Raw genomic sequence first — 20,709 nt, forward strand, 5'->3', positions numbered from 1 at the left:
CCAAAAACTCGTAACGCCGTGAAAGCATTCATTAAACATTGGCGGCCTAGTGTGCGCTGCAAGGCATTTCCCGTATTGCGTAGCCTTGCATTCAAATACCGTTTTTCCAGACTTTTCTCATCCACCACGAAGCCTTCCCGGGTTCCCGCCGTAAGGGAGCGAGTTTGCCGAGAAATTCTCGACTCATGCTCGAGGATGATGCAACGTTCCGGGATCGGTTTCCCCACTTTCTCAATGTGAAGGCAGATAGCCTTCCCCTTCCCCTGCCCACAAGCTTACGGCGTGGCGGGAGCGTTTTCAGGCGCCAGTTGCCGGATCGCGTTTTCCGTCGGAGGTACCACCAGAACCGGCGCGGATTGCCGCTCGGGCGTCGGCTGTGGCTCCTGTTCCTGTTGCTGCTGTTGCTGTTGTAACCGCTCCTGCTGCTCCTTTTCCTGACGCAGACGTTCTTCGGCCGCAGCCTTCAAACGTGCCTCTTCTTCGGCCTTGGCCCTGGCCTCCGCCTCGGCCCGTTCTTTCTCGGCCTGCCGCTCGGCCGCCTGAGAGCGATAAAGCGCCACTTCGCGGCGCAGGCGCTGCTTTTCGAGAACGCTGGCCTGCATGGCCTCCACCCGGCGGCGCTCCTTTTCGAAAGCCCGGAGAGAAAGATAATTGCTGAGCGCCGCAACATCGGTCGTCAAAGCAGGGGCTGCAAGCGGACCGTTATAATTCAAGCGCACCGAAGGCTCGGCCCCCGCAACCGTTTCTGTGCCAGGATTGAACAGGAGATCGAGGTCGCCGTTCACCGTCGAAGCCGCAAGATCGACGGTCGCATCGGCCGTCAGCGTTACCGGATCGATCCCCGCACGCAAATTCTTGAAATGAAGCGCGCCGCCATTCAGCGAGAACGGCAAGGCCACATCGCCAAGCCCGATTTCACCCTGCCATAGGTTTTGGTCCACCAGCGGCCGCACCTTGGGCGCGTCGATCGGCTGCTGCAAACCATCGGCCGCCTGCAGGATCGGCGGCAAGGCTCCGGGATTAAGCCCCTTCACCACGAGCCCGCTGGCCCTGATTTCACCCGAGCCACCCGCCGATCTCAGCATTTCACCAACGCTTTTGCCGGTCGATTCGGCTGTGAGATCAATAGCAACCCGGCCTGTCGCAACAGGACCGTTGGCATTGGCCCACAGGATCGGCTCCGGATTTGCGTCGGTCACCGCGATCTTCGTGCGGAAAATGCCCGCACCCTCGCCCGTCGACATGGCAAGCCGTCCCGTAAGTTTGCCGCCCATGAAGGTGCCGGCAACATCGTCGAGCGAGAGGCTGCCCGCATCATGCGTGACCTTGGCCGAAACACCCGTGATCGTGCCGAAGGGGCCGGCCTCGAAGCTTTCCGCTTTCAAGGCAAGCGAAGCCTTGAGCTGCGGGAAAGCGGCCATGGCCAGCGGTTTGGCGTTGAGCGCCCCGGTTTCCGGATCGATCACCGGCCCATAGATCGCGTCACCCAGCCAGGCGAGATCGGCCGTTCTGACCGCAAGATCGCCGGTGACGGGATAGGGCGCGGCGCGCTGGAAAGAGAGGTTGCCCGAGAACGGATTTCCGCCGGCCTGCCCGCCTATAGAGGAAAGCACGATCTTTTGCCCATCCACCGCCACTTTGGCATTTGCCTTCAACGCCAAGCCGCCACCAAGCTGCGGCAGACCGACGGCGTTCATGATGAGATAGGGCTCGATGTCAGCGCTTTCGAGCGCCACGTCGGCGCTGCCCTCACCGAAATTGGCGGACGAAACGGCAAATGAACCGTTCATCGAAAAATGCGTGCGCTCCGTCGAGAAGCGCAGTTCCGTCTGGGCGGGCGAGCCGAGCGTACCGTTGAGCTTGATGGATAGAAGGCCCTCGCCATCCGCATCGAAGGGCAGCGGATCGAGCCCCGCCTGCCCGAACAGAATAGCCGTCGACTGGTTCTTCAGAACCGCTTCCAGCGACATGGCGGTATCATCGGTGATCGACAGGAAATCCGGCATCTTGGCCACAGCCGACAGCCGGCTGCCATTGACGGTGCCGGAAACGGCGACATTGGCGCCGCCTTTTTCGCTATTGACCGAAACATCCATTGAGAGATCGGAATTGGCGTACCAAGGCGCGCTCGCCGCCAGACGGCTGAGGAATGGATGGTTCGGCAATTTCTGCTGCAGCATGGTGAAGAACGGCTGCATATCCGCCGCATGCAGGTTCACCGTGCCCTTGCCCGCATATTTCAGCAGCGAGCCCTGCAGCTCGCCCTTTGCCCTGACCTCCGCACCGGCGATGTCTCCGGCCGTCATGTTTTCCAGCGAGAGAACGCCCCCCGCCATGGTGAAGGCGGTCTCGACATGATTGGCGGTTACACCAGCCATGTTGAACCGGTCAGCCTTGAATTTCGCCGTAATGCGGTGGTCGAGAACGGAACTGCCGACCTGATCGCCAAGCGCCAGACTGCCGAGCGCCTTCAGCGCATCGAGATCAATTTCGTTGCCGGCAAGATCAATGGAAAGATTGGAGGTCTTGCCGTCGGAGCGGCGCTCCAGCGCGCCCCTCAGCGACGCATCGCCGACTGCAAGCTCCAGATTGTCGAAACGCTGGTTGAGCGTGGTCAGCGAGACATCGGCGGAAAAACCGGCGGCATTGAGCTGGCGGATCGCCGGATCGACGGAACCGGAAAGCCAATTCGCCAGACCCGAAGGCTGGTTGGAGGCAAGCAGCAGATTGCCGTTGAAAGCGGGGCCGCCGAGAAGCGTCAACGATCCCTTGGCCTCGAGCTGCGTCCGGCCCGGCAGGGTTGCCACGGCATTCACAACCTGCCAGCCGCTGCCGTCCGGGCGCACATCCAGCCTGATGTCGCGAATGGTTGTGTCATCGGAAACCAGCGCCGGAAGGCTGATGCTGGCCTTGCCCGGCACCGGCGGCACCGGAATGCGGGCCACCATGGCCGCAAAGGCCTCGATGCGCTGTCGCACCGAGACGGTGGGCTGGCGTGAGGTCTTGCCCGTCTGCAAGACCGGCGGCGCGAAACGGGCGACATCGATCTGCTGGCCATCGGCCGTCAGCAGGAATTCCGGCTTGGCGCCGGTATCGAGCATCGCCTCACCGGTCACGACATAGGGATTCTCGCTGCCGCCGAGTTCCATACGGTAGTTCGGTATGCGCACGCTTTCATTGGTCAGTTCGAAATTGCCGCGGGTGCGCGGCGAGGAAAACAGCGATTGTCCGGCCTGCTGCTTTTGCTTTTCGTCCTCGCGGAAACTGAAGGAGAAAGAGCCGCTATAGGCTGGTTTTCCCGCCGTTGCGGCAATCGCGCCGTCGAGATCGACCTCGACCGGATGTTCGTCTGGCGACAGCCTTACCCTGAGCCCCATTCGGCCGGCGGCATAATCCGGCTCGCTGCTGGAGAGCGAGAAAGAACCCGGATGCCCGTCGACGGCGGCGCGTCCCTCCGCCTTCCACGGCCCGGCCAGCGAATTGGCGGACATATCGGCGTTGAGGCCGGTTACGACACGGTTGCGGCCGGATTGCTCGTCGATGAATTCTATCTGCCCGCCTTCGATCTGTACGCTTTCCAGAACCACGGTGCGGGCGGGAATTTCCGCCCGGCTGCCACGCATCCAGTCCAGCGTGCCGTCTTTCAGCAGCCTTATCTTGGCCTTGGGTTCCTCGATCCGCATATCGAAGATACGCGCCTCGCCGGAAAGGAAAGGCGCAAGCTCCGCATCCATGGAAAAACGGGCCACCTGAATGAGCGGCGATCCATCCGCATCCGTTCCGGCGCGCACATCATGCAATGTTACCGAAGGGAAAGGCAGGATACGGGCTTCGACGCGCCCATGGACCACCACCTTCTTGCCGAGAATACGGCTTGCCTGGTCCTCGAAATCGCGGCGGAAATCCGTCCAGTCGACGAAATAGGGAATAAGCAGCGCCGAAAAAAGCACCACGGCCAGCAGTCCGCCCAGAAAAACCAGAATACGTCCGAGCACTGACCTGCATCTCCCTTCGCGAACGCTGCAAACCTATCCTTTTTTGCCTTAACGGCAAGCAGCCATTTGTACCAATCAAATATGAGAATGATCAGACAAGACGGAACAACTTGCCCGGATTGAAGATATTATCGGGATCGAGCGACGTTTTGATGGCACGCATCAGATCCAGTGCATTTCCCGCTTCTTCGGCCAGAAAACTCATCTTACCCTGGCCGATGCCGTGTTCTCCGGTGCAGGTGCCGTCCATGGCGATGGCGCGGCGGTTGAGGCGGGCGACAAAGGCCTCGGTTTTCGCCACGCTTTCCGCGTCCTTGCCATCAAAGAGGATGAGGACGTGGAAGTTCCCGTCGCCCGCATGGCCGACGATCGGCGCCAGAAAGCCGTTTTCCTTGATATCCTGCTGCGTTTCCACCACGCAGTCCGCCAGCCGCGAAATCGGCACGCAGACATCGGTGGACAGCCCATCGAGCTGCGGCGCAAGCGCGCGGGAAGCCCAGTAAGCATCGTGCCGCGCCTTCCAGAGCTTGTTGCGCTCGGCCGCATCGCTCGTCCAGCGGAAATCGACGCCGCCGCATTCGGCGGCGATCTCGGCGAACTGCTGCGATTGCAGCGCCGCCGTCTCTTCGGTGCCGTGGAACTCCACGAACAGCGTCGGTTTTTCCGCGTAGTTCAGGCCGGAATAGGCATTGCAGGCCCGCACCTGCACTTCATCAAGGAGTTCGATGCGCGCAACCGGAACACCCATCTGGATCGTCATGATAACGGCGTCACAGGCCGCCTGAATACTGTCGAAGGTGCAGACGCCACCGGCGATCTTTTCCGGGATGCCCTGCAACCGCAGCGTAACCGAGGTCAGAACCCCAAGCGTGCCCTCGGCGCCGACGAAAAGCCGCGTCAGATCGTAACCCGCAGACGACTTGCGGGCGCGCCGTGCCGTGCGGATTTCCTCGCCATTGGCAACAACGGCGGTAACGGCCAGCACATTGTCCTTCATCGTGCCGTAACGCACCGCATTGGTGCCCGACGCCCGCGTCGAGGCCATGCCGCCGATAGAGGCATTGGCACCCGGATCGATCGGAAAGAACAGGCCGGTATCACGCAGATAGACGTTAAGATCCTCGCGCGTCACACCCGGCTCCACCGTCACGTCAAGATCTTCGGCATTCACCTCAATGATGCGATTCATCCGGCTGAAATCGATGCATATTCCGCCATCGGGCGCATTGACCTGCCCTTCCAGCGAAGAGCCAGTTCCGAAAGGAATGACCGGCACCTTATAGTGCGCGCAGGCTTTCACCACGGCCTTCACGTCATCGGCGTTCTCGGCAAAAACGACACCATCAGGCGCCTGCAAGGTCAGATAGGTGGTGGTATGGCCATGCTGCTCGCGAAACGCCTGCCCGGTCTGGAGCTTGTCACCCAGCTGCTGCTTCAGTACCGCCAGTGCCAGGGCAATGCCCTCGTCGTTGCGTTTTCCCGCCACCACATCTTTCAGCGCCATCGTCCGTCTCCACCGCAACATCTGCCCGTAACGGATTCGATCCGTTACGAAATTTCGTCAGGTGGTATGGGATAAGGTTAAGGCTTTGTCCAGCATCGCAATTGCGCCGGACGGTAATTGGCGGCACCCATTTACTCCGCAGCAAGCAGCGGCTTGTCCTCTTCCAGCGCCTTCCGACGTGCTGCAAGTTCCAGTTCGCGGTGGAGGCGGATTTCCTCATCCGCCTGCGGTTTGGCGAAACGGGCAATCAGCAGGTAGGATACCGGGGTGATGTAAAGCGTCACCAGCGTCGCAAAACCCAGACCGCCGACGATGACCCAGCCGAGTGCGATGCGCGCTTCCGCCCCCGCACCCTGCGCCAGCACCAGCGGCACGCCACCCAAAATGGTCGCGATCATTGTCATCATGACCGGGCGCAGGCGGATGCTGGTGGCTTTTTCGATGGCTTCGCGCACGGTGGCGCCCTGGTCTCGCAGATGGTTGGCGAATTCGACGATGAGAATGCCGTTCTTGGCCATGACGCCGACGAGCAGCACGAGACCGATCTGACTATAGACGTTGAGGCTCGATCCGGTGACCAGCAGCGCGATGACAGCGCAGGCAAGACCCAGCGGCACCGTGGACATGATGATGATCGAACTCAGCACACTTTCGAACTGCGCGGCCAGTACGAGGAAGATGATGGCGATAGCGAAACCGAAGGTCAGCAGCATGCCGCTCGAATTTTCCTCCAGCGTCGCCGCCTCACCGAGCGGCAGCAGACGCGCGCCTGGCGGCATCACGGATTGCGCAAGTTCGTTGACTTTTTGCAGCGCCTCGCCAAGCGAAACGCCGTCCTTCAGGTTGGCGGTAAAGCCGACGGAAGGAAGCTGCTGCTCGCGGTTGAGCTGCGGCGCAACCGCATTTTCCTTCAGCGTGGCGATCACCGACATCGGCACGATCTTGCCGTCGCCGGTTTTCAGAAAGACGTTTTCGAGATCGGTAGGGTCGTTGATCGGCCGCGTGGAAGACAGGAGGCGCACGGGGATCGCGTCGCCATCCACGAAGACATCCACAATCGAACGGCCTTCCAGCAGAGATTGCATCGCCCGTGACAGGCCGGTGATGTCGATGCCGAGATCGGACGCGCGCTCGCGGTCGATGGAGACGGATATCTGCGCCTGATTGGGCTCATTGTCGAAACGCGGCGTTACGAAAAGGCCGCTCTCTTCCATCGAAAGCAACAGCTTCTGCGTCGCCTCTGTCAGCGCTGCGTAATTGCTGCCGACCATCGCCATCTGCAGGCCGTTGCCGGCACCACGAATGCGCAGGCTGTTCGGCTGCATGGCATTGCCGCGCAAAGCCGGAACCCCGTTGGCGGCGGAGGTCACGTCAGCGGCAATCTGGTTCTGCGTACGCTCACGATCGGCCCAGGGCGCCAGCGTCAACACCATGAAACCGGTATTGGAGGAACCGTTCATGCCGGTGATCGAATAGATATTGCGGATTTCCCCACTATCGCGCAGCGGCTGCAGATTTTCCTCGATCCGCTGCAACTGGTCGCGTGTATATTCGAGACTGACGCCCTGCGGCGCCGTGACCCGCATCATGATCGAAGAGCGGTCCTCGCGCGGCGTCAATTCGTTCTGGATCATGCCGAAGGCGATCCACGACAGGGCGGAAAAACCAAGCGCCACGACGATGACGATCAGCGGATTGTTGAGGCAGGCCGCAAGGGTCATCCGGTAGGTGGAGGCAAAGACATTGCCGAACCATGCCAAAGGCCCCGTCGGTTCCTTCAACCCCTCTTTCAGCATGCGTGAGGCGAGCATCGGACAGAGCGTCAGCGCCACGATGGAGGAAAGGCCGACGGCGAAGGCCAGGACGAAACCGAATTCGCGGAAAAGGCCGCCAAGCTGACCGGGCAGAAACGACAGCGGAATGAAGACGGCGGCAAGCGTCGCCGTCGTTGCCAGAACGGCAAAGAACACCTCCTGCGTGCCCAGAACGGCGGCGGCACGCGGCCCCATGCCTTCCGTCCGACGGCGCACAATATTTTCCAGCACCACAATGGCGTCGTCCACCACCAGACCCGTCGCCAGAACGATGGCGAGAAGTGTCAGGATATTGACCGAGAAACCAACCATATAGATGGCGACGATAGTGCCGATCAGCGCCACCGGCATGGTGATCGCGGGAATGAGCGTTGCGCGCCAGTCACGCAGGAAGAGATAAAGCACCACCACGACAATGATCGCCGAGAGCCCGAGCGCCAGCTCGACTTCATGCAAGGCGCCCTGGATGAAAACGGCGTCATCGCTGGTGACGACGATGCGCGTGCCTTCAGGCAGGTTAGGCGTCATGGCGTCGACGGCCGCCTTGACACCGGATGAAATATTGAGCGTGTTGGACTGCGCCTGGCGGATGACGCCGAGGCCGACGCCCTGCACGCCGTTGGAACGCAAAGAGGTGGACTGGTCGTCCGCCCCTAGCATAACGGTTGCGACATCCCTGAGGCGGATATTGTTCTTGATGAGAAGATTGGAGAAGTCTTCAGGCGTCGTCAGGCTGGCCGTGGCGCGCACGACGATGTCCTGCGTCGTGCTTTTCAGCGATCCCGCCGGCACATCGAGGGCGGCGCTGGCAAGCGCGTTGGAAACATCCGTCACAGTCAGACCCCGGCTCGCCAATGCCGCCTGATTGAGATCCACCCGGAAAACCTTTTCCTGATCGCCGTAAAGCTCCACATCCGCCACGCCATCGACAGCGGCCAGACGGTCGATGATCTCGTCATCCACCAGCTTGGTCAGGTCTTCCATGCTGAGCGTGGACGAGGTGACGGCGAGACGCATGATCGGCTGGCTGTCGGAATCGGCCTTGATGATCTGCGGTTCGTCGGCATCGTCCGGCAACTGGTTGGTGACGCGGCCGATGGCGTCGCGCACATCGTTGGCGGCGACGGCCAGATCGACATTGTCGCCGAATTCCATCGTCACCCGGCTGGTGCCGAATTGCGAATTGGAAGAGATGGACTTCACGCCACTGACCCGCGCCACCGCACCTTCAATGGTCTGCGTCACTTCCTGATCGATAGTCTCGGGCGCCGCCCCCTCATAGGTGGTCCTGACACTGATGATTGGCCGGTCGACATCCGGCAATTCGCGGACTTCGACGCCAACCAGAGCTGCGAGACCGGCAACGACCAGCAGCGTGTTGAGAACCGCTGCCAGGATCGGCCGGCGCACGAACAATGCCGTGAAGGTGAGCTTGGAATCCTTAACCGGGGGCGGCTGCGTCGTCATTGGCTGGCAACCTCCTCGGGCTTGGGCTGATTACCGACGCGGACCGCGCCCCCTTCGCGCACACGCTGCAGGCCCTCGATCACGACAGGCTCACCATCCGCCAGCTCCGCCTTGACCAGAACGGCATCAGGATTGCGCTGCACGATCTGCACCCGCACCTTGTTCGATTTATTATCGGCCACACGCCAGACATAGGAGCCTTGCGCATCCCACTGCACGGCCAGCGGGTCGACCGAGGCATAGGTTTCCCCGGCAAACCGCATGGTGACGCCGAAGGACATGCCTGCCCTCAGCTCGTCCTTCTCATTGCCGAACTTCGCCCGGATGCGGATTGTGCGGCTCGCCTCGTCGACGCGGTTGTCGACGGCCTCGACCTCACCCTTGAAGGTCTCACCCGGCCGGGAAATCGACGTCGCCTCTACCGGCATACCGACCTCGATCGCGGTTGCGAACCGCTCGGGAGCCCAGAAATTGACGAGAATTTCGGACCGGTCGTCGATGCTGACGATGGTTGACTGCGTGGTGACGTTATCGCCTATATTGGCGGCGACGATACCCGCCACACCCTCTATCGGCGCAACGATGTCGCGGCGCTTGAGATTGAGTTCGGCAGTGCTCAAGGCAAGCTTGGCGGCTTCCTCGGCAATCTGCGCATCCAGCACATCGAGGCGGGAAACGGATTTCAGGTTCTTGTAGGAATTGGATTTTTCAACGGCGCTGCGCAGTGCCACCTGCGCCTTGTCGCGCTCGATCACCTGCTCTTCATCGTCGAGCCTCGCCAGCACCTGCCCTTTCACGACACGCGCGCCGGACGATGTGCGAATTTCGGAAAGCGTGCCGGAAGCCTGCGGCATGACGACAACCGACTGGATCGCCTCGCCATTGCCGATGGCGTTCAAACGGTCATTGACCGTGCCTTTCTTCACCGGGGCCGTCACCACCAGTGTGGCGCTGCCGTTGCGGCGCGCACCGCCGGCATTCTGCCCTGTGGACGCACCGGCCGCCGGGCCGCCGGTTGCGGCGACTTCAATCGCCCCGGCAGGCGTTTTGCCAAGCCCCATGCTGGCGAGCAGATTGCGGGCTTCGGGCGAATAGAAGCCCCAGAGACAGAGCCCCGCTCCGACCACGGCAACACTGACACCCACCTGTTTCCACACCCGCATATACTTCTCCGGTTGATCCACGCAGCATAAAGCATTCCCGCGAACACTCGTTCCGGGACAGAAACACTATTCCCGCTTGGCCAAGGCAAGGCAACGCACAAATCCGTTCCTTACGTAATTGTAATTTGGGCGCAAATGCCACCCGGAGCAGCCAATCCGCAATCCATCCGTGCATTCCTGTCGCAAATATCCGCCATTGGGCTAATCTGCCCCCGAGACGCCATAACCGGAGGAAGCGATGAGCACCGTAACGAAGACCGAAAACCCGGAAACCGATCCTCGCGTCAAAGCGGTGTTCGATGACATCCGCGCCACCCGCAAATCGGATTTCATCAACAATATGTGGCTCTACCTCGCCTTCGATGCCGATCTGCTTGAAAAGACATGGGGTGAGGTCAAGGCGGTGATGGCGACACCTTCGGCGCTCGATCCCGTCGTGAAGGAAATGCTTTACATTGCCGTTTCCGTCACCAATGGCTGTTCCTATTGCGCCCATTCCCACACGGCCGCCGCCAAAGCCAGGGGCATGACGACAGATCAGCATGCCGATTTACTGCGCGTCATCGCGCTTGCCGCCAAGACCAACCAGCTTGCGGTCGCGCTGCAAGTGCCCGTTGACGCCGCTTTCGACGCCGACAGACAGGCGTGATGCGAAAAAATGCCTTGGAATGGGCGTTTTGACTGATGATACCGGAATAAAAGCAGAACACGGTTCTGGCCTTTATATCCCGAATCACTACATTGGGCCGCATGAGCAACAGTTTTGACGATATGCCGTTCTTCGATGAGGAACCCACCGCACCGCGCAGGGCAACGAACAACGCCGGTGCGGAAAGCGGCGGCGGGCTTGGCATTGCCGCCCGCGCCATGGCGGCGCGCGATCAGACGCGTGCTGCACCCGACTATCTTTCCGGCCTCAACCCGGAACAGCGCGATGCCGTGGAAACGCTGGACGGACCCGTTCTCGTCCTCGCCGGCGCCGGCACCGGCAAGACCCGCGTTCTGACCACCCGCATCGCCCATATTCTCGCGACCGGCCGGGCCTATCCGAGCCAGATTCTTGCCGTGACCTTTACCAACAAGGCTGCCCGCGAGATGAAGGAACGTATCGGCGTTCTCGTTGGTGGCGCGGTCGAGGGCATGCCCTGGCTCGGCACGTTCCACTCCATCGGCGTCAAGCTGTTGCGGCGTCACGCCGAACTCGTCGGCCTGAAATCGGATTTCACCATCCTCGATACGGACGACGTGGTGCGGCTGATCAAGCAGCTCATCCAGGCCGAAGGTCTTGATGACAAGCGCTGGCCGGCAAAACAGTTCGCCGGCATGATCGACGGCTGGAAGAACAAGGGCCTGACGCCGCCGGATATTCCTGAAGGGGACAGCCGCGCCTTCGCAAATGGCAAGGGCCGTGAACTTTACACCGCCTATCAGAACCGCCTGAAAACGCTGAACGCCTGCGACTTCGGCGACCTTCTGATGCACCCGATCAGCATCTTCCGCCGCAACACGGATATTCTGAAGGAGTATCACCAGAAATTCCGTTACATTCTGGTGGACGAATATCAGGACACCAATACGGCGCAATATATGTGGCTCAGGCTTCTTGCCCAGCGCGCCAAGGGCGAGCCGCAAAACGTCTGCTGCGTCGGCGACGACGACCAGTCGATCTATGGCTGGCGCGGCGCGGAAGTGGACAATATCCTGCGCTTCGACAAGGATTTTCCCGGCGCCAAGGTGATCAAGCTCGAGCGCAACTACCGTTCCACCGAGCATATTCTCGGCGCTGCCGGCCATCTGATCGCCCACAACGAGGGCCGTCTCGGCAAGACGCTGTTTACTGAGCGCAGCAGCCCTGACGATGAAAAGGTCGTGGTGCACGCAGCCTGGGATTCCGAAGAGGAAGCCCGCGCGGTGGGCGAGGAAATCGAACAGCTACAGCGCAAGAACCACAAGCTGAACGACATGGCGATCCTCGTTCGCGCTTCCTTCCAGATGCGCGAATTCGAAGACCGTTTCGTCACGCTCGGCCTCAATTACCGCGTCATCGGCGGCCCGCGCTTTTATGAGCGTCTCGAAATCCGCGATGCCATGGCCTATTTCCGCCTCGTCTGCCAGCCGGCCGACGATCTGGCCTTCGAGCGGATCATCAACACGCCGAAACGCGGCCTTGGTGACACGACCATCCGCAACCTGCACGACTATGCCCGCGCCCGCGATATTCCGATGCTGGCGGCCGCGGCCGATATCATCGAAACCGACGAGCTGAAGCCGAAGGCGCGCAAGGCGCTGTTCGATGTGGTGCAGGATTTCCGCCGCTGGCAGGGCCTCTTGGAAAACACCGAACACACCACGCTTGCCGAGCAGATTCTCGACGAAAGCGGCTATACCGCCATGTGGCAGGCCGACAAGACGGCAGAAGCCCCCGGACGCCTTGAGAACCTGAAGGAACTCATCCGCTCGATGGAAGCCTTTGAAAGCATGCGCGGATTCCTCGAGCATGTCGCACTCGTGATGGATGCCGAGCAAAACGAAAATCTCGATGCCGTCTCCATCATGACGCTGCACTCCGCCAAGGGTCTGGAATTCGACACCGTCTTCCTGCCCGGCTGGGAAGAAGGCCTGTTCCCGCACCAGCGGGCGCTGGACGAAGGCGGGCGCTCCGGTCTTGAGGAAGAACGTCGCCTTGCCTATGTCGGTATCACCCGTGCCAAGAAACTCTGCCATATCTGGTTCGTGTCGAACCGGCGCATTCACGGGCTGTGGCAATCCACCCTGCCCTCACGTTTCCTCGATGAATTGCCGCCCGCCCATGTGGATGTCGCGGCATCCGATAGCAATTACGGCGGTTATGGCGGACGTGGCGGCTACGGCCAGTCGCGCTTCGACAAGGCCGATCCCTTCACTAACAACTACTCCACCCCCGGCTGGAAGCGCGCGCAGCAGAACCGCAGCGACGCCACCCGCGACAATTGGGGCACCCGCTCCGGCCATGCGGTGGAACGGATCGGTTATGGCGAAAGCGGCCCGCGCACCCGCACTATAGATGGCGAACTGGTGGCCAAATCCGTGGCTGACAAGCCCTCGAAATTCTTCGTCGGCGACCGCGTTTTCCACATCAAGTTCGGCAATGGCAATATTTCCGCCATCGAGGGCAACAAGCTGACCATCGACTTCGATCGCGCCGGCCAGAAGCGCGTGCTGGATGGATTTGTGGAAAAGGTTTGATTCGACAACCATGAATGCCCTCGGACCGCTTTTTCCATAGCCCACATCATTCTGTTGCAATAAAGGAGTTGCAATGGAGACATGAAAACCGGGCGAGGACTGCTTTGCATAAATTACCAAAAAGCCAGCGCACGCTTGCGGTTTTCCTGATCAATATGGACAGCGCCACAAAGCGCCTTGCCGACATGAACGCCCGCCTCGACGCCATGGGGCTGAAAGCGGAGCGTGTGCCCGGCGTCAATGGCAGGGAACTGAATTATCCCATCCCGGAATTCAGTGAGCTCTCCTACATGCTGATGCATGGCCGCCGCACCTCGCCGCCGGAAATCGGCTGTTATCTCAGCCATGTCGCCTGCGCCAATAAATTCATGGCGGGCGATGCCGATATCGCGCTCATCCTTGAGGATGACGTGGTCTTCGACGATGATTTTCTCAACGCCATCGACGAGGCGGTGTTGAACGGCGGTGACTGGGATTTGCTACGGCTCACGACGGTGAGCAATGGCCGGAAATTTCCGTTCCGCCCGCTTTCCAACGGTCGCTCTCTCGCCGTTGCGCTCACACGGGAAAAAGGATCGGGAGCCTATCTCGTCAACCGCCGCGCCGGAAAATGGATATCGAAGCTGATCCCCATGCGGCTCGCCTATGACATCGCATTCGATCTGGAATATCTAGCGGGGCTGAAGGCGGCCTTCCTCTACCCGCTCTGCGCGACGCAGGATGCGGACGGGGAGAGCCAAATCCAGAATAATCTGCGCATCTACCGCCTGCCGCGCTGGCGCTATTTCACCGTTTTGCCCTATCGCGCCTATCTGGAAACCAGCCGATTCTTGTTGCGCGGCATTCGCTTCGCCGTCGCCAAGGCGCGTGTTGCACTTGAAGGCAGAAAGCGAAAGACCTTACCCGCCGGCCATTGACCCGCCGGATCAGGCCTCTCCGGGCGTGAAGCCGATGAGATAAACCGCCGCGACCACGGCTGCGAGAATAAAAAGCGAAATGACGAAAATCGTCATCCTGTTCAATGGTTTGCGTGTCGTTTTCTTCATGCCGGAATAATGCGGAAGACGAAGGCTGGTTCCATCACAGCTCTTGCCTTTGGCACGGCGAGCCTTAGACGGCCGATTCCGGGTTTGGTAATCTGTGTGACAGGTAGTCATGCATTTGGGCCATCGCCTCCTCTCTCGACAGCCCTCCAGATTGCAGACCGGACCGCAGCCATAGCCCGTCGATCAGCGTGGTGATGCCCAGCGCGACGGGCTCACAGTCCTCTTGCGGCAAGAGATGCCTTAGTGCGGAGAGCAGATTCGAGCGCATGCGCGCATGGATCACCTTCTGGATGCGCGCAAGCTGCGGCTCGCGGGGAATCTCAGCGCACAGTGAAAGCCAGGCATGGCAGATCGATGGCTGGAAAAAGCTCTCGTCGAAATTGCCTTCGATAATCGCGTCGAGCCTTTCACGAGGACTGGAGGCGCGTTTGAGGCGTGCAACGACGACCTCCGCCAACTTCAAATTGGCCTCCCGCATCGCATGTTCGAACAGTTCCTGCTTGCTGGCGAAATAATGCAGCACGATTCCTTTGGAGGCGCCGGCTTGTGCCGCGACCCTCTCGAGCGTCGCCCCCGCCATCCCCTCTTTCTGCAGCACTTCAAACGCCGCGCGTCTCAGTTCGGCGCGGCGAATATCGCTTATTTTAGTGAGTCGCATTTCGATCTCCTTGCAAAAGCACATTGACAAATTTTCCGGAAAGATCAATTATTGTCCCACCGGTCAATTTAGTAACCGCTAAGATAAAAGGTTGCCTCATGAGAAGATGGGTGGAGTTTTTTTCGGCGGCGGCATTTGTTGCGGCGGGACAAAGCGCCGCTTTCGCGGCTGATCCGCAAGCCTGCAAAATCGTGCGCATGGCCGAACCAGGGTGGAATGACCTCGCCTTCACGACCGGTATAGCCACGACGCTTTTGAAGGCTTTGGGTTACGAGCCGCAAAGCCAGTTGCTCGGAATTGACGTCATCTACACCAGCCTGAAGACCAGGGACCTCGACGTTTTCCTCGGTTACTGGGATCCGGCGATGGTCAATTATTACAAGCCCTACAAGGAAGATGGATCGGTCGAAAAAGTCCGCACCAACCTCGTGGGCGCCAAGTACACCTTCGCCGTGCCGGCCTATGCCTGGGAGGCCGGCGTCAGGGACTTCACCGACCTGCAGAAATTTGCCGACAAGTTCGACAGAAAACTCTACGGCATAGAACCCGGTTCGAACCAGTTGATGCTGGACGCCGTCAACGATCCGTCGCTCGGCCTCAAAGACTGGGAGGTCGTTGAATCCAGCGAACAGGGCATGCTTTCCCAGGTAGCGCGCTTTAGCCGCAACAGGTCTTTCATCGTCTTCCAGGGCTGGGCGCCGCACCCGATGAACAGCAAATTCGACATGAAATATCTGACGGGCGGCGACAAATTCTATGGACCCAACTTTGGTGCGGCCACCGTCGATACCCAGGTCCGCAAAGGGTATACGCAGGAATGCCCCAATGTAGCCAAGCTGCTCCAAAACCTGGAATTTGATGTCGAATACGAAAATAAGGGCATGGATCTGATCATGAACGGCGGCCTGTCGCCGGAGGACGCGGCGGCACAGGCGCTCAAGGCGGAACCGCAACGGCTTGAGACATGGTTGAAAGACGTGTCCACCTTTGACGGTCAGAACGGTCTTGCAGCCGTCAAGGCGGGTCTCGGCCTATGACGTCGGTTTATCTTGACGATTGGGAAAAGCGCAAACGTTACATAGAGTTGCCGCGCAAGCGCCGACTGTCCTTTATAGACACCGGCGGCCCCGGCCCGGTGCTGTTGATGCTGCACGGGTTTTCCGACACCAGCCGCAGCTTTTCTGTCCTCGAACCGTATTTCCAGGAATACCGGCTGATTGCTCCTGACCTACCCGGCCACGGTGCATCCTCCTTGGGTCACGGTTTTCACGTCTCGGACTTCGCGGAAACGATAGATCACTTCCTGACGCTCATGGGCATCTCGCGCTTCTTTCTGCTTGGCCATTCCATGGGTGCGATGACGTCAATCGAACTGGCCTCTCGGCGGCCCCATTCCATCCGCGCGCTCACTCTGATCTCGGGTACGCTGGAACCCGACTTCGGTGCCGAAAGCAGGCTTTCCAGGGATATTCTTGCGCTGCGCGATCCAATCAAGCCGGCCGACGGTTTCCTAAGTGACTGGTATTCCTGCTGCCATCCCGTCAGCGACGAATTCCTCTCCTTCATGAAGCGGGACGCGGCAAATATGCCCGCATCGACATGGCATGGCGTTTTGAAGGCCTTCGGAGAAACGAACCTGCACCACAGCGCATCCAAAATAAATGCACCGATACTTTGCCTTTCCGGTTCTGAAGACCCTCTGTTCGACGAAACCCATCAGCGGCAACTCACCGAGGCGTTTCCCACCGCGCAAAGCGTGACGCTACCGGGCCATGGCCACAATCCACATTGGGAAGACCCGAAATGTGTTTCCACATTGATTACAGAGTTCCTCGCCGAAGTGATGACAGACGCCATCCCGGTTCGCAGCGTTGAGGCATCCGCTCGGGGGAGCTGACGCTCTCCGTATGAATTCAGGAAACATGGAGAATTCGATTTCGCTTGCGGCGCCGATGCGATAACGCTTCCGAGCGTGAACAAAATTCGGCCGGCCATGACAAACACGACGCATCCTCGCCTCAACCCGCTACATCTCACCGCCGCCTTCGCAAGCGGCTGTCTTTTGACATTGATGGTGCATTTCAACGGTCAGCTTGCCCATTACGGCAATGCGCTGTTTTCGTCCTGGACAGCGCATGGCACCGGCACGGTGGCAGCGCTGATCTATCTCGCCATCATGCGTCCGAAGAAAGACGCCGGCGCGGCAGAAAAACCGAAAGCGCCGTTATGGGCCTATTGCGGCGGGGTCGTGGGTGCGGCCATCGTCATTCTCACCTCCACCGCCGTCAATTCGCCTTTGGCGCTCTCCGGCACCATTGCGCTCGGGCTTGGCGGACAGGTGATTTTCAGCCTGCTGGCTGATCTCTTCGGCCTGTTCGGCCTGCCCAAAAGAAAGCCGGACCTGCGGGACATGGCGGCGGTGGCGCTCATTCTCTGCGGCAGCGCGCTTATCATCCTTGTCGGGAGAACGACATGATCGCCTGGATCGCCATGGCTTTTACCGGCGGCGTCTTCGTGGCGCTGAGCCGCCAGATCAACGGCCGCCTCAGCCTGTCAAACTCGCCGCTCATCGCGTCGTTCTGGAACCATATCGTCGGTTTCGCCGTGCTGACGGTCATCGGCCTCATCGTCGGCGGCCTCATTCCGCCGGGCGCGGCGGATGCGCCCTGGCTTGCCTTTATCGGCGGGCCTATCGGCGTCGTCTTCATCGCTTCGGGAAGCTGGCTCATTCCGCGCATCGGTGCGGTCAATACCGCCCTTCTGGTCATCAGCGGCCAGATGGTTTCAGGCGTGGTTCTCGATCTTTTCGGCGACCATCCGCCGAGACTCTGGGCAAGCGCACTCGGCATCCTGCTCATCATCGCCGGTATGGTGCTGACACAGCGGCGCGGCCGCTAGAGCATTTCCGACAGAAGTCGCAACGGCTCTACGCCCGGAGAATGCACAGAATCAGGAAAGCTCAAGAATCGCTGTCGCGCGAGAACATGCCGAGCAATGTCTTGCCGCCGCTTTTACCGCCGCTGCTCGCAAGTGTCGGGCGGTTGCCGTTCAACTTCGGCACCACGACCATGCGCTTGACTTCGCCACGCTTGAAGGCCGCCAGAAAGCGCGGGTAATCGCGAAATACCACGCAGCCATTCGATTCGCCGCGTTTCGCCAGCATGTAGGTATGCGCCAGAAGACCGTCACGGCCATGCGGGTTAACACCGTTTTCGGGCGTCAGGCGAATGGCTTCAACGCCGTGGAACCGCGCCTCGCGCATCGTCAGACGATAGCTGGAAGGCGGCGTCGAGCCGCGCATCTTCACATGCACGTAATCGGGATTGTCGCGCATCTTGCCAATGCCGGAATGCGCTTCGAGCTTCTCGCCATTCGGCATATGCACGATACCGGAGGAAATATCGTAGATCGCCGTGCCGTTGCCGCGATCCGGCCACGGAACCGCATCCATCTTGCTCGGTTCACGTATCGGATTGTCAGGCTTCGCAAAAGCGAGCATGGCGCCGGTGCTCTGCTTCGGCGGCGCAGGTGCCCTCAGGGGAACCGGCGCATCGAAAGCCGGTGCCGAAGCAACGGCCGGACCATGTTCATCGGTCTTGGACGGTGCCGCGGGACGCGGTGACGGTTCAACGGTCTGAGCCGTCGCAACCTCGGGACGGAAGCTCGGCAGCGGCACATCATCGGGCAGCAGGCTGCTTGCCTCTTCCTCGATCTGCGGCCGCGCCAGCGCCACTTCAAATGCCGGATGCTGCGGAACGGCGCCCTGATAGGCAACCTCGGAGGTGCGAGCCAGCGCCGAATCGACGATCGCCGACGGCTTGAGCGCGGCAAGCTGCGTCACCGTCGCCTGCCCTTTTGCATTGGCAGCCGCGCCAAAGCGCTCGCCGAATTCCTTCGCACCGATCTCGGGGAGGATGCCGGCGAGGCGAACCGCCTTCTGCTGGCCATGGCTGTGGTCGCTCAAACGGGAAAACTTGCGCACGTGAATATCCCGTCCGGCCGCGTGGGCAATTGCCGTCTCAGTGGAAGCGAATCGCGTCACCAGCGTCTTTTCAAACTGCCCGACACCATGCGAAGCGGCAGCCATGCTGTGCAGCGAGGCGAAGGCGGCAAAGGCGAAAAGGCTGGCAAAGGCGCCGCCGCCGAGAAGAGCGGACATTCGGCCGAACGAAAAGGATTTGCCTCTTTTGACGGAATACGAACCGGCAAGACCGGCGCCATTATAGGCCGCAGCAGAAAACGCCATGATACTCGTTACTCGAACCGTTCACGCACACCCGGCCGACGCCGGAGGGATTTTTGGACATCCGAAGGGCGGGCAAACACCACGCCGGTTTCGGAACTGACTGGTTCGAAGCATGACGAATTATGGTAACCAAAGTGTTTACGAGTCCCTGCAAAAATATTTCGTTAAGGTCTGCACATTGGAAGGCGAAGGCAAAACAATGACTTGCGCGGGTACTGCGTGCATCCGCACGGCATCGTCCCGGAAAATGCCCCTCAAAAGGGGCGTCATCGGCCCAAAAAATTTCCGCCGCCGCATTGTCAGGTAAGTTCCGACTTGGCCAGAAATTTGCTGCAAATGCGGCAGGACTGCGACAAGGCAAACAGCTGGCCGACGCACTTGTGGCGGCCGGATGGGTCGAAAGGGACTTGATCCGTCAAAGCCGGCTTGGCATCCTGCCCTGAAAAGGGAGGCACATCATGAAGGCGCTGCTGCTCATCGATATCCAGAACGGTTTTTGCCCGGGCGGAAATCTGGCCGTTGCCGATGGCGACAGGGTCGTACCCATCGCCAATGCCCTGATCGACAATGGCGGCTACGATCTCATCGTCGCCTCACAGGACTGGCACCCGGAAAATCACGGCAGCTTCGCGTCTCAGCATCCCGGCAAGAAACCCTTCGACATGGGTGAACTCTCCGGCAAACCGCAGATGATATGGCCGGACCACTGCGTGCAGGGCACGCCGGATGCGGAATTCCACCCTGACCTCAAAACGGACGCCTTCGATTATATTCAGCAGAAGGGCGAAAACCCCGCCGTCGACAGCTATTCCGCCTTTCGCGACAATGACCAGGGCGCGACAACGGGACTGGCGGACTATCTGAGCCGTCAGGGTGTCACACAACTCGACGTGTGCGGCCTTGCCACCGATTATTGCGTCAGTTTTTCGGTGCTCGATGCCCTCGACATGCTGCCTGGTGTGAATGTCCGTTTTATAGAAGATGCCAGCCGCGGCATCGATCCGCAGGGCATCAAGGCCGCGATTTCGACGATGCGGGAAAAAGGCGCGGCCATTCTCAAAAGCCGCGACATTTTGCGGGACTAGGGCCCGTCGGGTTCAAAAACCGAACGCTACCGGACAGGGCGGATCCCTTACTCCCCCTCCCTCCTGTGACGAGCACAGGGATGAGGAAGGAGAGCGCCATTAGCGCGGCTTCGGCTTCTCCAGCACGTCGATATCGCCTGCCGCATCCTCAAGGCGTCTCAAGATCGCGGCGTGTGCATCCCTGAGCCCCTCATTATAAAAAACATGCCCCAGCTCCTCGGCCAGAAAATCCACAAAGATTTCCGCCTGCAGCTGGCCGATCTCGGCTTCGGTCTCCCGGGCGAGATAAGCCCTGATGCGTGCGGCCAGATCGGCCTTGTCCTGCTTTTCCAGCATCGATCTTCCATCGTCTGACTATTGAGGGATACGGCAGGAAGGCCGTCAATCCGTCCGTCCGGCACCGGCCATATCGGGCGTTACCGTAACGGAAGCTTCAAGTTAATCAATCGATCCATTCATGCAATTCGTTTGCCAGCCGGACGGGACGGCGATAGAGCGGCGGCAAG

Annotated in this window: 15 protein-coding genes; 8 read left to right on the forward strand and 7 right to left on the reverse strand. The window is 60.1% G+C overall.

The window, feature by feature from the left end; all coding sequences use genetic code 11:
* Positions 1 to 275: 275 nt before the first annotated feature.
* The 4 genes from ACQZ48_RS08670 to ACQZ48_RS08685 all read right to left on the reverse strand — a co-directional run bounded on the left by ACQZ48_RS08670 (position 276) and on the right by ACQZ48_RS08685 (position 9,943).
* On the reverse strand, positions 276 to 3,995 hold the full coding sequence (locus ACQZ48_RS08670) for an AsmA family protein (RefSeq protein WP_448728735.1): 3,720 nt from the start codon (positions 3,993 to 3,995) through the stop codon (positions 276 to 278).
* Positions 3,996 to 4,086: 91 nt separating this feature from the next.
* Positions 4,087 to 5,499: an FAD-linked oxidase C-terminal domain-containing protein gene (locus ACQZ48_RS08675; RefSeq protein WP_191217574.1), complete on the reverse strand. Its 1,413-nt coding sequence runs from the start codon at positions 5,497 to 5,499 to the stop codon at positions 4,087 to 4,089.
* A gap of 131 nt (positions 5,500 to 5,630) precedes the next feature.
* Positions 5,631 to 8,780, reverse strand: a complete 3,150-nt coding sequence (locus ACQZ48_RS08680; protein ID WP_191217573.1) for an efflux RND transporter permease subunit — start codon at positions 8,778 to 8,780, stop codon at positions 5,631 to 5,633.
* Positions 8,777 to 9,943: an efflux RND transporter periplasmic adaptor subunit gene (locus tag ACQZ48_RS08685; protein ID WP_077981703.1), complete on the reverse strand. Its 1,167-nt coding sequence runs from the start codon at positions 9,941 to 9,943 to the stop codon at positions 8,777 to 8,779. Before ACQZ48_RS08685 ends, ACQZ48_RS08680 begins: the two co-directional genes overlap by 4 nt.
* A gap of 238 nt (positions 9,944 to 10,181) precedes the next feature.
* Here ACQZ48_RS08685 and ACQZ48_RS08690 point away from each other — a divergent pair, with 238 nt between their 5' ends.
* The 3 genes from ACQZ48_RS08690 (at position 10,182) to ACQZ48_RS08700 (ending at position 14,085) form a co-directional block, all read left to right on the forward strand.
* Positions 10,182 to 10,592 (forward strand): carboxymuconolactone decarboxylase family protein, encoded by a 411-nt coding sequence (locus ACQZ48_RS08690; protein WP_077981702.1) that lies wholly within the window; start codon positions 10,182 to 10,184, stop codon positions 10,590 to 10,592.
* 101 nt (positions 10,593 to 10,693) lie between these two features.
* A complete protein-coding gene (locus ACQZ48_RS08695) occupies positions 10,694 to 13,168 on the forward strand; it encodes an ATP-dependent helicase (protein WP_217004216.1) in 2,475 nt (824 codons plus the stop codon).
* 104 nt (positions 13,169 to 13,272) lie between these two features.
* Positions 13,273 to 14,085: a glycosyltransferase family 25 protein gene (locus ACQZ48_RS08700; protein ID WP_137410674.1), complete on the forward strand. Its 813-nt coding sequence runs from the start codon at positions 13,273 to 13,275 to the stop codon at positions 14,083 to 14,085.
* 193 nt (positions 14,086 to 14,278) lie between these two features.
* Here ACQZ48_RS08700 and betI read toward each other — a convergent pair whose 3' ends face one another.
* Positions 14,279 to 14,872 (reverse strand): choline-binding transcriptional repressor BetI, encoded by a 594-nt coding sequence (betI, locus tag ACQZ48_RS08705; RefSeq protein ID WP_077981774.1) that lies wholly within the window; start codon positions 14,870 to 14,872, stop codon positions 14,279 to 14,281.
* Between the two features lie 98 nt (positions 14,873 to 14,970).
* Here betI and ACQZ48_RS08710 point away from each other — a divergent pair, with 98 nt between their 5' ends.
* From ACQZ48_RS08710 to ACQZ48_RS08725, 4 genes are all read left to right on the forward strand, one after another.
* Positions 14,971 to 15,909: a choline ABC transporter substrate-binding protein gene (locus ACQZ48_RS08710; RefSeq protein ID WP_191217571.1), complete on the forward strand. Its 939-nt coding sequence runs from the start codon at positions 14,971 to 14,973 to the stop codon at positions 15,907 to 15,909.
* Positions 15,906 to 16,769, forward strand: a complete 864-nt coding sequence (locus ACQZ48_RS08715) for an alpha/beta fold hydrolase (protein WP_137410676.1) — start codon at positions 15,906 to 15,908, stop codon at positions 16,767 to 16,769. Before ACQZ48_RS08710 ends, ACQZ48_RS08715 begins: the two co-directional genes overlap by 4 nt.
* 96 nt (positions 16,770 to 16,865) lie before the next feature.
* The gene (locus ACQZ48_RS08720; protein ID WP_137410677.1) at positions 16,866 to 17,348 is read left to right on the forward strand and encodes a DMT family transporter; all 483 of its coding nucleotides are present in this window, start codon (positions 16,866 to 16,868) and stop codon (positions 17,346 to 17,348) included.
* On the forward strand, positions 17,345 to 17,770 hold the full coding sequence (locus ACQZ48_RS08725; RefSeq protein ID WP_191217570.1) for a DMT family transporter: 426 nt from the start codon (positions 17,345 to 17,347) through the stop codon (positions 17,768 to 17,770). The genes ACQZ48_RS08720 and ACQZ48_RS08725 overlap by 4 nt, the downstream gene beginning before the upstream one ends.
* Positions 17,771 to 17,831: 61 nt before the next feature.
* Here the strand turns inward: ACQZ48_RS08725 and ACQZ48_RS08730 are convergent, their stop codons facing one another.
* A complete protein-coding gene (locus tag ACQZ48_RS08730) occupies positions 17,832 to 19,118 on the reverse strand; it encodes a DUF2778 domain-containing protein (RefSeq protein ID WP_191217569.1) in 1,287 nt (428 codons plus the stop codon).
* 458 nt (positions 19,119 to 19,576) lie between these two features.
* On the opposite strand from ACQZ48_RS08730, the gene pncA reads away from it, so the two are divergent.
* A complete protein-coding gene (pncA, locus tag ACQZ48_RS08735) occupies positions 19,577 to 20,203 on the forward strand; it encodes a bifunctional nicotinamidase/pyrazinamidase (RefSeq protein WP_191217568.1) in 627 nt (208 codons plus the stop codon).
* A gap of 99 nt (positions 20,204 to 20,302) precedes the next feature.
* Here the strand turns inward: pncA and ACQZ48_RS08740 are convergent, their stop codons facing one another.
* Entirely contained in the window at positions 20,303 to 20,539 is a 237-nt protein-coding gene (locus ACQZ48_RS08740; RefSeq protein WP_077981696.1) for a DUF2164 domain-containing protein, read from the reverse strand.
* Positions 20,540 to 20,709 lie beyond the last annotated feature (170 nt).

It is taken from the genome of Agrobacterium sp. 22-209-1 (genome assembly GCF_053522485.1).

Bases quoted from the DNA above. Each gene is read 5' to 3' on its own strand.
- ACQZ48_RS08675 (WP_191217574.1), bottom strand. From the start codon at position 5,499: ATGGCGCTGAAAGATGTGGTGGCGGGAAAACGCAACGACGAGGGCATT.
- ACQZ48_RS08680 (WP_191217573.1), bottom strand. From the start codon at position 8,780: ATGACGACGCAGCCGCCCCCGGTTAAGGATTCCAAGCTCACCTTCACG.
- ACQZ48_RS08685 (WP_077981703.1), bottom strand. From the start codon at position 9,943: ATGCGGGTGTGGAAACAGGTGGGTGTCAGTGTTGCCGTGGTCGGAGCG.
- ACQZ48_RS08690 (WP_077981702.1), top strand. From the start codon at position 10,182: ATGAGCACCGTAACGAAGACCGAAAACCCGGAAACCGATCCTCGCGTC.
- ACQZ48_RS08695 (WP_217004216.1), top strand. From the start codon at position 10,694: ATGAGCAACAGTTTTGACGATATGCCGTTCTTCGATGAGGAACCCACC.
- betI (WP_077981774.1), bottom strand. From the start codon at position 14,872: ATGCGACTCACTAAAATAAGCGATATTCGCCGCGCCGAACTGAGACGC.
- ACQZ48_RS08710 (WP_191217571.1), top strand. From the start codon at position 14,971: ATGAGAAGATGGGTGGAGTTTTTTTCGGCGGCGGCATTTGTTGCGGCG.
- ACQZ48_RS08715 (WP_137410676.1), top strand. From the start codon at position 15,906: ATGACGTCGGTTTATCTTGACGATTGGGAAAAGCGCAAACGTTACATA.
- ACQZ48_RS08720 (WP_137410677.1), top strand. From the start codon at position 16,866: ATGACAAACACGACGCATCCTCGCCTCAACCCGCTACATCTCACCGCC.
- ACQZ48_RS08725 (WP_191217570.1), top strand. From the start codon at position 17,345: ATGATCGCCTGGATCGCCATGGCTTTTACCGGCGGCGTCTTCGTGGCG.
- ACQZ48_RS08730 (WP_191217569.1), bottom strand. From the start codon at position 19,118: ATGGCGTTTTCTGCTGCGGCCTATAATGGCGCCGGTCTTGCCGGTTCG.
- pncA (WP_191217568.1), top strand. From the start codon at position 19,577: ATGAAGGCGCTGCTGCTCATCGATATCCAGAACGGTTTTTGCCCGGGC.
- ACQZ48_RS08740 (WP_077981696.1), bottom strand. From the start codon at position 20,539: ATGCTGGAAAAGCAGGACAAGGCCGATCTGGCCGCACGCATCAGGGCT.